This is a genomic window from Streptomyces sp. NPDC047072 (assembly GCF_040643855.1).
Classification (GTDB): domain Bacteria; phylum Actinomycetota; class Actinomycetes; order Streptomycetales; family Streptomycetaceae; genus Streptomyces.
This window is the reverse complement of sequence record NZ_JBEYVC010000075.1, coordinates 1-13,238: the sequence shown is the minus strand read 5'-3', so window position 1 is coordinate 13,238 and position 13,238 is coordinate 1. Positions and strand designations below refer to the sequence as shown.

The following is a 13,238-nucleotide window of genomic DNA, read 5'->3' as shown; positions in this document are numbered from 1 at the left end:
TTGCCGTGGCTGTACTGGGGGTGTTCGCGGCTGTGCCATCCAGGGCCCGGCTATCAACCCCGCAGGAGGATTCCATGCAGAGTCCCGCCACGCCCCCGCCCGCCACGTCCGGGCCGTCGACCGGCGGCCTGGTCCGTTCCCGCCGGTCGATCGTCGCCGCCCGGGGCCGCAACGCCATCCCCTCGGACGGCGGCGGCACCGGCAAGAGCGACGGCAACGACTGACGGACCGGGAGCCCTGACGCGATGACGCACACGTCCATCGCGGCGTGCCTGGGCGAGGGCTTCCTCGCCCAGGCACTGCACCGCGAACACCGCCACGTACCCGGCGCCCTCGATGTCGCCGGACTGATGACCTTCGACGACCTCAACCAGATCCTCGCCGCCCACCGGCTTGAGCCGCCGCGCATGCGACTGTCCCGCGACGGCGAGACGCTGCTGGTCGGCGGCTACACCGCTCCGGTGGCCACCCGCCGCCACACGGTGTGGCACCGCCTCCACCCAGCCGAACTGCACGCCCGCCTGAAGGAGGGCGCCTCCCTCGCCCTGGACAGCGTCGACGAACTCCACCCGCCCCTCGCCCGCCTCTGCGAAGCGATCGAGCGCGAACTGCACACCCGCGTACAGGCGAACCTCTACGCCTCCTGGAGCGCCACCGAGGGCTTCGGCGTCCACTGGGACGATCACGACACGGTCATCGTCCAGCTGGACGGCGCGAAGCGGTGGCGGATCTACGGCACCACCCGCCCGTACCCGCTCTACCGCGACATCGACGATCCCGGCGAGGCGCCCACCGAGCCGGTCGCCGACCTGGTCCTGTGGCCGGGCGACGTCCTGTACGTGCCGCGCGGCGTGTGGCACGCGGTCTCTGCCGACCAGGGCACCCGCTCCCTACACGTCACCTGCGGACTGCAGACCCACACCCCCACCGACCTGATGACGTGGGTGTCCGAGCAGCTGCTCACGCACGAGGACTGGAGGCGCGACCTGCCACTGCTCGCCGCACCGGACGTCCAGGCCGACGCCGTGGACGGGATGCGCAAGCGGCTCGCCGAACTGCTGGACGACCCGACGCTGCTCACCCGCTACCGGACGGCGATGGACGGACAGGCCGTCGGCCGGATGGTGCCGAGCCTGCCGCACATCGACACCGTCCCCGCCGACGGCGCTCTGCGGGTGAGGCTGACCACCGCCCGCGCCGTGCTGGACGTCGGCGAGGACATGGTGACCTTGTCGGCCGCCGGCACCGTGTACGAGTTCGCGCCCGCGGCGGAGGTGGTGCTGCGCCCGCTGGTCGACGGCCGCACCGTGGACCTGGCCGCGCTCGCCGACACGGCCGGCCTCGCCCTGGAGGACGTCGCCGCCCTGGTCCAAGAGCTCGTTGCCGGGCAGGCCGCGACGGTGGGGAGTCTTCTGTGACCGCACAACTCGCTCTCGGTACCTACCGGTGCCAGGCGATCCCGGAGGCGGCTGCCCGCGCGGCCGCCTCCGGCGCGTGGATTGACACCGCCCCCAACTACGCCACCGGCCGCGCACAGATCCTGCTGGCCCCGGCCCTGGCCGCCCACCCGTCCCTGAACGTCTCTACCAAGACGGGGTACTTCACCGCGGCCACCGGCGCCGACGCCGTGAACGACGGTGTCCTCACCGAGGACCAGGCCGCCGCCGGGCACAGCCTCGCCCCCGGCTACGTGCGCTGGCAGACCGGCCGCAACCGAGCCCAGCTCGGACGCGACCGGCTGGACCTGGTCCTGCTCCACAACCCCGAGCGCGCCCACCCCGGCGACCGCCCCGCCCTGCACCAGGCGATCCGGGACGCGTTCACCGTCCTCGAGGAAGCCGTGGCGGCCGGGCACGTGACCGGGTACGGCGTTGCCACGTGGGCGGGCCTGGAGGAGGAGGCGTTCACGGTCGGGGAGCTGCTCGCCCTGGCCGCCGAAGCCGCCGGCGGACAGCACCACCTGGTCGCCCTCCAGCTGCCGGTCAGCCTGGTGATGATGACGCCGATCGTGCAGGCCCTTCACGGCCGTGGCCCGCTCCCGGCCGCCGCGGACGCGGGCCTGCGGGTGATGGCGTCGGCCCCGCTGCACGGCGGGGAGCTCCCCGGCATGGTCGACCAGGAGCTCGCCGACCTCATCCGGCCGGGCCTGGCCCCCGCACAGGCGTGCGTCCTCGCCGTCGCGTCATGCCCAGGAGTGACAAACGTCCTTCTCGCAGCCTCCGGTGCGCCACACTGGAAGGAGGCGGCCGACGCCGTCGCCCAACCCTCCCTGACCACCGCCAAGTTGCGGGAGATCACTGATGTACTCGCCTCCCCCTGACCCGGATACCGAACAGCGCATGCGCGCCCACCACGCGCACACCGCGAAGGCCCTGGACGTTCAGGTGGAGCCGGGCGCGGAGTTCTGGGGTTGGGCCGGGCGCACCCTGGGTGCCCCGGCCCGCACCGCCACGGGCGAGGCCGTATGGCTGCGCCTGGTGTCCGCGCCGGAGGACAAGGCCGCGGGGAAGCTCTGGGACGGCGCCCTCGATGCCCAGCACGCCTTCGGCGACCTCGACGGCCACAAGCCCGCCCTCCTGGCCGTCCACGACGTCGTCGACGACAGCATCGCCTACCGGGCGGAGCTGTCGTCGCGTGTCGATGAGCCGGTCCTGTCCGACGACCCGGTCCTCCAGCACGACCTCCAACTGCCGGACTCCTGGTGGACCGGACTCGCCGGGACGCTGGAGAAGGTGACAGCCGTCGACACCGACCGCGTCGCCGTACGGCAGCAGTACATGGACCGCGCCATCCCCGAGTTCGTCGGCATCCCGGCCCCGGCCGCGCTCTGCTGGACCACCGCCCACGGCGACCTGCACTGGGCGAACCTCACGGCACCCCTGCGGATCCTGGACTGGGAAGCATGGGGCCGCGCCCCAGAGGGGTTGGACGCCGCCACGCTCTACGCCTACACGCTGCTCAAGCCGGGCACCGCCGCCCGCGTCCGCGACGCTTTCCCTGTGCTGGGCAGCCCGGCCGGCCTCGCCGCCGAAGCGACCGTGTGCGCCCAGCTGCTCCAGACCGTGAGCCGCGGGGACAACCTCACTCTCGAAGGCCCGCTGCGGGACTGGTCCGAGGAACTGCGCCGCCGCCAGTCTGCGTAGACGGCTGGTCGTCCGTGCAGTCGCGCAGGTACTGGTGGACACAAGCCCGGAGCTTGGCAAGGTACGTATCCACATCGCTCTTGACGTAGTCGAAGACCCTGTCGTGGTCCTTCATCTCGTACGCGGGGACGGTGATGAAGGCTCGGAGCAACGGGCTGGTGGCCAGATAGAGGGCCAGTTGAGGAAGGCCATCCGCGGTGGCAAGTTCCTTCACCTTATCGAGGAAGAAGCTCACCTCGGTGACCCCGTAGGCGGGCTCCGAGTAGTTGAGCAGAGGCGACGGCGCCCTCATCTCTCCGACCTTCTCTAACTCCGCCCGCCGGAATTCAGGGGTCGGCATCGTGGCCAGGAAGTCGAAGTAGGCGTCCGCTATGCGACGCTCACGGCGCCGGTCTCCCATCTCTCCCTGTTCCAGGGACTCCTGAAGGGAGCGCACCTGGCCGTGGAGCCGGTCCACTTCGGCTCCGAGCGCGTCGATCTGCTCCTGCACGTTCTTGGCGTTGCCCCGCTCCGCCCGGGGCCGGGCGTCGTTGAGCGGTGACCACGCATTCACCCAGGGCCTGGGGTCCTGGCCGCAGGCGCGGACCAGCTGTTCCAGGGTGCGCTGCTGCGGCCAGTTCTTCCCCGCCGTGATGCCGCGCACCGTGTTCCCCGAGAGGCCGGCCTTCTTGGCGATGTCTTCGGGGCTCTTGCCGGTCTCGGAGACCAACTGCCGAAGCGCCTGGGTGAACTCTTCCTGCGTGCGCGCCCTGCCTGGGTCGGCCATAACTCCCCCTCGATGCTCCGCAATTTCGGCAGATCGTAGAAGTTGCGGCGGCTCCTCATCAGGGCTTTTGCCGCACGTGGCCGCAACCTCGTCCGACGTCGATCACTTCGCGCCACCTGCGAGCGGCACCGACCTACAAACGTGTCATCACTCGCCGATGAACACGGAGAACCCCATGTCGCTGTACGAGATCGCTGCCGAGATCGGTCGCGGCCTGCTCACCCAGCTGCCGTCCGCGTTGCTCGTGGCCCTGACCACGGCTGGTCTCACCACAGCCGGACGAAGGCGGCGCAACCGGGCCAGGGAAGAGAGGAACGGAGAAAGCAGCGGCGGCTAGTTCCCACAGGGGGCCGCTGGCGGCGTAGCCGATCCGTACGGCAGCCTCTTCGGCCGACCCCAGCAGTACCGGCGGCCTTGCGCCGGCCCCCGCCACACCGACCGTCGACAGCGTCTCGTGTCCTCGGAGACCGGCCCGCTTCACCCTGGCTTGTCGTCTTCAAGACGGATTGTCATTCTTCGCGCCGAAAAATATCCACAGGTCGCCGCTCCGGCGGCGAACTCTATCCACAGGGGAACCGCCCTACCTTCGTCGTCCGGCGTGGGGGTCCGCTTCCGGCGGCACCGCCACGCCCCAGCACACCCGTGTACGAAGGGCGTTGGACGACGATGGCGCAGACGAAGTTCGACCGGCAGGTTGAGGAGACCGCCGAAGCCGTGATGTTCGGGATCGGCCGGTTCCTGGGCGGCCGGGACATGGACGGCATCAAGCGGACCAACGCCACGTTCCTGCGGTCCGCCACCCGCGTCCTGCCGAAGGTGGAGGGCCGCGTCTCGAGGTCGTCGTACCGGGCCGGGTGGCAGCGCCTGACCTTCCGGATGACCTTCGTCAGCGCGGCGGGGTCGGGCGGGTGGTGGACCTGGGAGAACCAGGAGACGGCCCGGTCCTGGTGGGAGCACCGGGACGTCACCCTGCAGACGCTCCAGTCGGGCGGGATCGGCGCGGCCTCCACCGCGGCCGCCGGCGGACTGGCGTACGGCTGGCTGACCCGTGAGCGCCGGGAGTTGATGCGGGAGTGGGTCGTCCCGCTGCACGAAGCGCTCTACCGGCCGCTGGGGCTGGCGGAGCAGACCGACCCCCGTCGCTACCTCCACGTCCCGAAGAACTTCAGCAACGACGACGCCCGGATACGCGTCGACCTGCCCACGCACCTGGCCTTCTCCCGCGACCTGGTCGCCGACCTCATCACCCAGAAGCTCGCCCTGGAGGGCGTGACGTTCTCCTGGCACCCCGAGGGCCGCACGCCGTACGTGCTGGTGAAGAAGACCCGCAAGCCCCCGGCCAAGGCCGCCTTCAAGGACCCCAAGGTGCGCGAGCTGGTCGCCAAGGCGCCGGAGTCCGCGCCGGTCATCGGGATCGGCACCAGCGGCAGGACCATCTCCGTCGACCTGGACGCCGATTCGCCGCACATCCTGGTCAACGCCTCCACCGGCGGCGGCAAGTCGGTGACCCTGCGCTGCATCACCTGCCAGATGCTCCACAACGGCTCACAGGCCTACATCCTCGACTACAAGCGGATCTCCCACCCCTGGGCGCGCGGCATACCCGGCGTCACCTACTGCGCCGACATCGCCGACATCCACGACGCCCTGATCGAGCTCGGCATGGAAGGCCGGCGCCGGGTGCGCGTCGCAGAGGAACTCGGCATCGACGCCGTGGACGCCATCGGCCCCAGGCTGCTGATCCTCCTCGAAGAGGTCAATGCGACGCTGAAGCAGCTGGCGCGCTACTGGGAGAGGCTCCGTGAGTCCGGCGACCCGAAGGTCTCCCCGGCGATCGACGCGCTCAACGAGGTCCTCTACATGGGCCGCCAGGTCCGCATGCACGTGCTCCTGGTCGCGCAGTCCGCCACCGCCCGCGCCCTCGGAGGCCCGGAGGTCCGCGAGCAGTTCGCCACCCGCATCCTCGCCCGCTACAGCATGAACGCCTGGCGCATGCTCGCCCCCGAGGTCCACCCGGCGCCGAAGTCCACCAAGCACCACGGCCGCGCCCAGGTCGTCATCGGCGGCAGCGCGAGCGAGACGCAGGTGCTGTTCTTCACCGACGCCGAAGCCCGCGAGTGGGCCACCACCGGCCCGCCACCCACCGCGAAGACCCGGTCGGCCACCCCGCCCCAACCCGCCCCCGAACAGCTCCAGAAGGCCGCCGACGGCTCCACCACCGCCACCGTGGACGACGTGCCGCCGACCCTGCCCACCGCACCGCAGACGGCCGCACAGCCCACTCTCCCCGCCGCACAGCCCGCGGCCGCCGTCGCGGTCGACGACGACCAGGCGGTGGGGCTGCGCGAGGCCCACGAACACCACCTGCCGGAAATCACCCTCGCCGCCCTGCGCTACGCCCGCGCCCACGACCCCACCTTCCCGGCCTTCGCGGCCAAGCGCGGCGCAGAACTCCTCTACCGCGTCGGCGACCTGAAGCGCTGGGCACGCAACCGGCCCCGCGCCGCCGTCGGCACCACAGACCTGGACTGAACCGCCACGGTCCAGCCCCGGCCCGGAGAACTCCCGGTTCACCAGGCGTACCCACCCCTTTGAAAGGAACGACCCACCATGACGATGCTCCCGGACCTGCTCCGCCTCACCGCCCCCGTGCGCGAGACGCTGGACACCCTGCCCGCCTCGAAGGCGTTGATCGGCGTCGGCACCGACGGACAGCCGGTCGCCATCGACCTGGACGATGCCGCGCACGTGCGGGTTACCACGTGCAGCGGTGGCGGCAGCTCAACGATCCTGCGCACCCTCACCGCCCAGTTCCTGCACCACGGCGCCCACGCCCTGGTCCTCGACATGAAGCGGATCTCCCAGCCGTGGGCACGAGGGTTGCCGACGGTGACGTACCGCGCCGACGTCACCGACATCCACGACGCCCTGGTCGGCCTCGCCACCGAGGTCCGGCGCCGCATCGACGTCATCGACCGCCACGGCAGCGACGTCGGACTGCTGCGCCTGGTGGTCGTGTTCGAGAACGGCGACGCCACCCTGCGGAGGCTGACCCGCCACTGGGAGACGGTCCGCCGGCCGGGCGACCCGCAGGAGTCCCCGGCCATCACCGCGCTGATCGACGTCCTGTTCGCCGGCACCATGGCCCGCATGAACGTGCTCTTCGACGGCGACCCCACCCTCAACGCCCTCGGACCGGAAGGCCGCGAGCAGTTCGACACCGTCATCCTCGGACGGGTTCCCACCAGCACCTGGCGCAGGCTCGCTCCGGCGGCCCGCCCCGCACCCCAGCACCGCGGGCGCCTGAACCGAGGCCGTGTCCACGTCGTCCAAGGCAGCACCGCCCACCAGACGCAGGTGCTGACCCTGACCGACCCCGAAGCCCTCGGGCGGGCCACCGGCGCCTACTGACCGGTCCCGGACACGCCACGGGCCCCGGGGGGAGAAGACATCCCCGGGGCCCGGTGTATGGAGGACAACCAGGCGATGGAACTGGGACAGGCCCCCGACTCACCGACGGCACGAGACGCACGTCACATAAGGCCCGATGTCACGGTTTCCGGCCCTGCTGGCACTCCCTTGATGTGACGGGCGCACCGGGCGCCACAAGCAGCTCGAGGGGGACAGGTTGCCAGAGACAGCGATCGGGTTAGCGGCACTGGGCGCGATATTGAGCGCACGGCTGCTCTACCAGTGGATCCGCAGCCGGACGCAGGTCCAGATGGCCCGCCTCACCCAGCAGGGCGCCAGCGACCGCGTCCGTGCCCTGCCGCCGGGCAGCAAGGTCACCGAACGCAGGGCCGGCGAGGAACTGCGCATCGAGATCGGCGCGTCCGGCGGAGACGCCCGTGACTGACTTCGAGATCCATCTGGAGACCGCACAGCTCGAACTGGAGCCCTTCCGACGGCACACGATCAGCCACGCACCTGCTGAGTCTGCGCCAGAGCCGCGCATTCCGGTGGCCCCACCACAGCAGCGTGGCAGCGTCGCCCGGGTGGAGTTCGCCCAGTTCTACGAGCAGCACATGCCCAACCTGGTCCGGCACCTGCTGCGGCAGGGCGCCAGCGGCCACGAAGCAGCAGAGGCCGCCCAGGCCGCCTTCGCCGAAGCGTTCGTGAAGTGGGAGACCATCGACTACCCCGCCGCCTGGCTCCGGAAGGTCGCTATCCGCCTCTACCTGCGCCAGCCAGCGCGCCGTGAGGACCTCACCGACGACGTCCCGGAACTGCCGGGCGGCATCTGCCCCCACCGCTCAGCGGAACTCAAAGAAGAAGAGGCCCGCGTCTACGCCGCCCTCGCAGCCCTTCCACCCCTGCAACGCGCTGTCCTCGCCTGGCACTTGGACGGCTTTGCGACCAGTGAGATCGGCGACGCTCTCGACATGACCCACGAAGCCGTACGGCAGAACTTGAGCCGCGGCCGCGCCCGGCTCAAGACGATCCTGCTCAGCGCGAACGACGGAGGCGAGCGATGACCCACTTCGACAGCGACGCCGAACTCGATGCTCTGCTGCGGTCCGCGGATGAAGCGGTGCTGACCGCCGTGGAGGAGAGCCTGGACCTCGACGCAGGCCGCGCGGTCCTGTTCGCCCAGGTGACGGTCCCCGAGCGCGGAGACCGCCAGCCCCCTAGCTGGAAGATCGGCCCGGACGGCAGCGTCACCGACTTCGCTGGCATCCCAGTAGAAGCGGCCCTCCAACGAGAGATCTACCCGAACGGATCAGTACGGCACAGCACCCGCGTCAACGACGTCAACGGTCGCGTCACCAACATCCTGGACCTGCTGGACCAGATCTCCTACGACCTCGACCTGCTCCGGCGATGGCTGGACTGCTTGTCGGAGGGGCGACCGCTGGGACCGGGGCACGTAGAGAACGCCGCCACACTGCTCGCTGCTCTGGTGGTAGGGGTTCGGGAACGCAACATGAGTGAGGAGACAGCTCTCGGCCTCGTTGAGCAGGCCAAGACGGTACTGCGGACCCTCTGGACCGATGTCCGTCCCCACATCGAGGGTGAGGAGGACCGGCGTTCCGCCGCCGACCGGCTCCTTAACCTGGAACTCGCCCTGGTTGCCACCAGGACCCTCGTAGTCGAGCTCTTCGCCGACGACGGTGACCAGTCGTCCCTTCGCCCAGTCCCCACAAGGTGACGCTGGACGGACAAACCACGGCCCGGACCTCGGGGAATCCGCCATGACATCCCCAGCGCTGGAAGGCACGGTTCGCCGCGTTCAGAACCGCGCCCGACTTGTACGGTCGCTCTACACGCGGCTGGACCGTCTCACCGAACCCCTCCCGGCCGCCACGTAGTTCGAGCAAGGGGAGCGGCCAAGATCCCAGGGCCTACACGCACACCAGTGCGATGCCGCAACTCGGAGCCCACGGCATCGCACTCAAGTGCGTGTAGCCCCTGGGACGACACCGCACACCTTCCGGCGGGGCCCGATAACGTCGTGAGCCCTCCCTGTCGCCCATGTGGGTGACGACGTTTACCGACCAACCGAGAGACCCTCATGGACATGAACAAAGGACCATCGGGCCCGGTGCCACCCACCTCCACCAGGGCGCAACTCATCGAATCCGGCGTGCTGGTCGACGTGCCGGCCCTCGCCTTGCAGACCGCCGGGCTCCCCTTCGCCGTCGGCGTCACCACGACGGCATGGGCCATGTACGTCGGCGACCAGGAGGACCGACTGGAGATGGTCCTGACCGAGGTGGGACGCACCGTCGCCCACATGTACCCCGAGAGCGAGAGCGGAGTGGTCACCGGCCTGTCCACGATCTCCGGGCAACTCCCGGTCCCCCACGACCAGTTGCACGTAGAGATGCACCCCGGGGACCAGTCAGAGGTGGTGCTGACCTTGTTGCTCCCGGTCGACTACTGAAGATGGGCCACGCCGCCGGCGGACGACGTCTGGCAACTGGCCGGAGTGCTGTCGCGCTGCATCGCGGCCCGGCGCACTCACCAGCCGTCGGGTGCGCTGCCCACCCACGCGATCGGCCGGCCCTCGCTGCTGCGGCCCCAGTGCGGTTCCTCCATCGAGGTCTCGTGACCGTCGGGCAACACGCAGATCCGCCCCCAGCGGCCGTGCTTGCCCGCGCAGACCTCGGTGAGCCGGTCCGCGTCGCCCTCCGCCACGGCCCGGTCGTAGCGGTCCTGGAACGGCTGGAGGCGGGCCTGGAGCTCCATGCCGAACTCCGTCTCCGCCGCCCCCACCCGGGTCCGCGCTTCCTGCACCCTCGGGTCGGACAGCACAGCCGAGATGACGTCCTCCGCCTCCGCGAAGGCCCTGGTGCGCGCGTGCCGCCGTACGGCTTCCTGCACGCGCCGCTCTTCCTCGGGCGCGGTCATCACGCCGCTCCTTCCGTGGCCGCCCACTCCAGCCCGAGGCCGGCCAACGCGGCGAGCTTGTCGACGGTCAGCTTGGCCCGACGGCTCTTGCTGTTGCTGAGAAACACTCCAAGCCGGACCTCAGACCCATCCGGCAATGCCTCTACGTGGCCCCTGGGGACCGTCACAGAGCCCGTGCGGGCCTTGTACTGCACCAGGGCCGCAACGCCCTTCTCGAAGGCGCTCACGGGCGCCGTGGACGGCTCCGCAGACACGTCCGGCTCCACCGGGGCCGGGGCCGCGGCGAGCACGGTGACGCCGACGGCCTCCAGGCGCTCGCGCTGCCCGTCGGCCAGGGCCGCCCACACCTCGGGCCTACGCTGCCGGGCCAGCCACTTGCCCACGTCCATCCCGTGCACGGTGAAGCCGGGCAGGACCTCCGCCGGGCCGTCCTCATCACGCAGCAGCTCGCGCAGCGTGGCGTAATGCCGCTGCCACTCCGCAGGCCACTCGGGGTTCCAGTCCTCGTCCAAGGCCTCCAACGCGGCCTCCCACTCCGGGTGTTCGGCCAGCGCACCCGGACGGCGCAAATTCGAGAGCCACTGCCCCACCGGCTTGTCCAGCGCCGCCGCCGACCGGGGAGCGCACAGCGTCCAGTGCTCCTGGTAGTACACCCGGGCGGCTGCTAGGTTCTCCTGGAACCGCGCGTCGGCCGCCGACCAGGCCATGCCCAGCTTCTCCAGCCGCTGAGCGCGCTTGCCGGTCATCTGCCCGGCCCCGTACGCCCGCCGCTGCTCCGCGACCCAGGTCCCCAGCGGGAACGCGCCCTCCTTGTGCTCGTACGGCACCAATGCGTGGTGCTCACGCTCCGTGAACTCCTTGAGCTTCGCCCAGCCCCTCGCCCAGTCTTGCCGCTCCGTGTCGATCACGTTGAAGCTGACCCAGTCCGCGACCATCACCGGATCACGCGGAGCCGCAAAACGGAGCAGCAGACGGGTTTCTTCCTCATTATCGGCGGGCGCAGCACCAATGTATTCGGAGGGCTGCACGGCAGCCTTCTGAGGCTCCTGCGGGATCGCCAGCAATTCCACGGCCTCTTCATCGTGAGCCCGCAGACCCTCAAGAACTTTCACCAAAGGCCGGTACGAACCGGAGGTGAACATATCCTCCGGCGATTCATCGGGCTGGAGGAATACAGGCACGATCAAAGAGGCGAGCTTTCCCTGTCCGGGCTTCTGACGCAGCGCGCGACCGATCGCCTGCACGATGTCGTGCGGAGCCCCCTTGGGGTCCAACAGGGCCACCGAGTCCACGGCCCGGATGTCCACGCCCTCGCCCAGGACGCGGCAGTTCGAGAGCACGGCCCGCCGGGCGGTGGTCCCGAACTTGCCCAGGACGTCGCGCCGGCGCTCCGGGACGTGCTCGCCGCACAGCCAGTCCGCCCAGATCTGAGCCGGGTACTTCTCGGGCTGGTCGGCGTGCAGCCGCTTGGCCACGCGCTCCAGGCCCTCCGCATACGCCGCGGCCTCTATGGTCCGGTGGTGGAAGGTGATGCAGGTCTGGAGGTTGTGCTGCTCCATCGTGTGCAGCAGCGCGGCCTGGAGGGCGCCCAGGCGCTGCCCGCGGACCTCCTCGGTGTGCCGCTCCTCGCCCATCAGCTTCTCCGGGGTGACGACCGGGTCCTGGAGCTCTAGGACGATGATCTGGTACCGCGCCAGCAGCTTCCGCGACACCGCCGACGCCAGCGAGAGCTTGTAGAGCACCGGCCCGAACACGGCCTCATCGTCCATGGAGGCCGCCATCTCCTGCGGCAGCGCGTCCCGCACCCCTTCGGCGACCTCCCAGTGCGGAGGCCGCTCCTGCCAGATCCGAGGCGTCGCCGTCAGGTACAGCCGGCGGTACGCCGGGATCTTCGTCTGGTCGTGGATGTCCGCCCACGCCTTACCCATCGAGCCCGACGTTCGGTGCGCCTCATCGACCACCGCCAGGTCCACCGGAGCGAGCTGCTGGCCGTAGACGCCCTCGAACGCCTCCACGAGCACGCCCAGCGACGCGTAGGTGGCGTAGATGGTCACCGGCCCTGCCGAGTGCCACAGCGCCAGCTGCACCGGGTTGGTGGTGCACCGCACCCCCAGGTGGAACAGCTCCGGGTCGTCCAGCGGCGAGCACACCATGACCGCCGGCCCCTTGTGCCCGGCCTCGCTCCACGCCTTCACGGTCTGCGCCAGAAGATCCAGGGTCGGCACCACCACGAGAATGCGGCCCTTGGGCACAATCCTTTTCGCGGAGGCCGCCGCGATGATGGTCTTTCCCGTCCCGCACGCGGCGTGCACCTGCCCACGCAGACCATTCCAGGGAATGCCGCCCGGCGGGATATCGAGGCCACGCACAATGGCGGCTACGGCCTCAATCTGGTGTTCACGCAGTTTCACGGCCATTCCCGTGTTCTCCTTTTCGCGGAATGCGACGCGTAATCGGAATGAGAGTCCGGCGCGGTGAGTAGCGGGCCGGGTAGTGGTGTCTGGTCCCAGACTCTACACAATCAGCGCCCGTGATGCATCATCCATGCGACAGCTTCCCCCGGTAGGCTGATACTTGACCGAATCTCGCCCCACGCGCACGGCTCATGGGGTATGCTGGCGGAGTATTGGTGAACGTGAGCGGACGGTTTCGGGAGTCGGGGAGGGGTTCGGGTGGAGCGCAGCGGAGCCCGTCACTGCGGTGGGGCCGGCACCCCGTCAGGCCGATGGTCCGTCACATCCGTTGCGGGGGTGGTGGCCTGGAACCCCAGGGGCTACACAGTCCCGCGCGCGATGCACTTCCCCTTGCTGCCAGCCCTGGCACCCGCGCTTGCGCGGGTGCCCTCAATTCGCGCTTGCGCGAATTGACATCCCGTCGGAATTCCGTTTACGGAATTCCATTCCCTCACCCCGCTGGGCTCGACGGTCAACGGCGCCCACTCCTGGATCGTGCTCGGCGGCGGCTTCTCGCTCCAGCCC

General features: G+C 70.1%; 14 protein-coding genes and 1 pseudogene. 12 read left to right on the top strand and 3 right to left on the bottom strand.

All coding sequences use genetic code 11. The features are described from left to right. Window positions 1–74: 74 nt before the first annotated feature. The 4 genes from ABZ896_RS28165 to ABZ896_RS28150 are packed head-to-tail and all read left to right on the top strand — an operon-like array spanning window position 75 to window position 3,143. Complete coding sequence (locus ABZ896_RS28165; RefSeq protein ID WP_167362005.1) at window positions 75–224, top strand: hypothetical protein; 150 nt, start codon at window positions 75–77, stop codon at window positions 222–224. A 21-nt stretch (window positions 225–245) separates the two neighbouring features. After that, window positions 246–1,418: a cupin domain-containing protein gene (locus tag ABZ896_RS28160; RefSeq protein ID WP_360934928.1), complete on the top strand. Its 1,173-nt coding sequence runs from the start codon at window positions 246–248 to the stop codon at window positions 1,416–1,418. Then, on the top strand, window positions 1,415–2,320 hold the full coding sequence (locus ABZ896_RS28155; protein WP_360934925.1) for an aldo/keto reductase: 906 nt from the start codon (window positions 1,415–1,417) through the stop codon (window positions 2,318–2,320). The genes ABZ896_RS28160 and ABZ896_RS28155 overlap by 4 nt, the downstream gene beginning before the upstream one ends. Before the next feature lie 19 nt (window positions 2,321–2,339). Further along, window positions 2,340–3,143 (top strand): hypothetical protein, encoded by an 804-nt coding sequence (locus ABZ896_RS28150; RefSeq protein WP_360934922.1) that lies wholly within the window; start codon window positions 2,340–2,342, stop codon window positions 3,141–3,143. Here the strand turns inward: ABZ896_RS28150 and ABZ896_RS28145 are convergent. Then, entirely contained in the window at window positions 3,082–3,909 is an 828-nt protein-coding gene (locus ABZ896_RS28145) for a helix-turn-helix transcriptional regulator (protein ID WP_360934920.1), read from the bottom strand. The genes ABZ896_RS28150 and ABZ896_RS28145 overlap by 62 nt on opposite strands. 175 nt (window positions 3,910–4,084) lie before the next feature. On the opposite strand from ABZ896_RS28145, the gene ABZ896_RS28140 reads away from it, so the two are divergent. The 8 genes and pseudogenes from ABZ896_RS28140 (at window position 4,085) to ABZ896_RS28105 (ending at window position 9,793) form a co-directional block, all read left to right on the top strand. Continuing rightward, window positions 4,085–4,246: a hypothetical protein gene (locus ABZ896_RS28140; RefSeq protein WP_360934917.1), complete on the top strand. Its 162-nt coding sequence runs from the start codon at window positions 4,085–4,087 to the stop codon at window positions 4,244–4,246. A gap of 329 nt (window positions 4,247–4,575) precedes the next feature. Then, entirely contained in the window at window positions 4,576–6,441 is a 1,866-nt protein-coding gene (locus ABZ896_RS28135) for a DUF87 domain-containing protein (protein WP_360934914.1), read from the top strand. A 78-nt stretch (window positions 6,442–6,519) separates the two neighbouring features. Continuing rightward, window positions 6,520–7,320: a hypothetical protein gene (locus ABZ896_RS28130; protein WP_360934911.1), complete on the top strand. Its 801-nt coding sequence runs from the start codon at window positions 6,520–6,522 to the stop codon at window positions 7,318–7,320. A 217-nt stretch (window positions 7,321–7,537) separates the two neighbouring features. Then, window positions 7,538–7,765 (top strand): hypothetical protein, encoded by a 228-nt coding sequence (locus ABZ896_RS28125; protein WP_360934908.1) that lies wholly within the window; start codon window positions 7,538–7,540, stop codon window positions 7,763–7,765. Continuing rightward, complete coding sequence (locus ABZ896_RS28120; RefSeq protein WP_360934905.1) at window positions 7,758–8,384, top strand: sigma-70 family RNA polymerase sigma factor; 627 nt, start codon at window positions 7,758–7,760, stop codon at window positions 8,382–8,384. Before ABZ896_RS28125 ends, ABZ896_RS28120 begins: the two co-directional genes overlap by 8 nt. After that, window positions 8,381–9,058, top strand: coding sequence for a hypothetical protein (locus tag ABZ896_RS28115; RefSeq protein ID WP_360934902.1), 678 nt, complete (start codon window positions 8,381–8,383; stop codon window positions 9,056–9,058). Before ABZ896_RS28120 ends, ABZ896_RS28115 begins: the two co-directional genes overlap by 4 nt. Window positions 9,059–9,116: 58 nt before the next feature. Beyond that, a pseudogene (locus ABZ896_RS28110) lies at window positions 9,117–9,218 on the top strand (restriction endonuclease); the annotation flags it as partial. A 209-nt stretch (window positions 9,219–9,427) separates the two neighbouring features. Continuing rightward, window positions 9,428–9,793 (top strand): hypothetical protein, encoded by a 366-nt coding sequence (locus tag ABZ896_RS28105; protein WP_360934899.1) that lies wholly within the window; start codon window positions 9,428–9,430, stop codon window positions 9,791–9,793. 77 nt (window positions 9,794–9,870) lie between these two features. Here the strand turns inward: ABZ896_RS28105 and ABZ896_RS28100 are convergent, their stop codons facing one another. Together ABZ896_RS28100 and ABZ896_RS28095 are read right to left on the bottom strand one after the other, a co-directional pair. Further along, window positions 9,871–10,260, bottom strand: coding sequence for a hypothetical protein (locus tag ABZ896_RS28100; RefSeq protein WP_360934896.1), 390 nt, complete (start codon window positions 10,258–10,260; stop codon window positions 9,871–9,873). After that, a complete protein-coding gene (locus ABZ896_RS28095; RefSeq protein ID WP_360934893.1) occupies window positions 10,260–12,677 on the bottom strand; it encodes a Helicase associated domain protein in 2,418 nt (805 codons plus the stop codon). Before ABZ896_RS28095 ends, ABZ896_RS28100 begins: the two co-directional genes overlap by 1 nt. Between the last annotated feature and the right edge of the window lie 561 nt (window positions 12,678–13,238).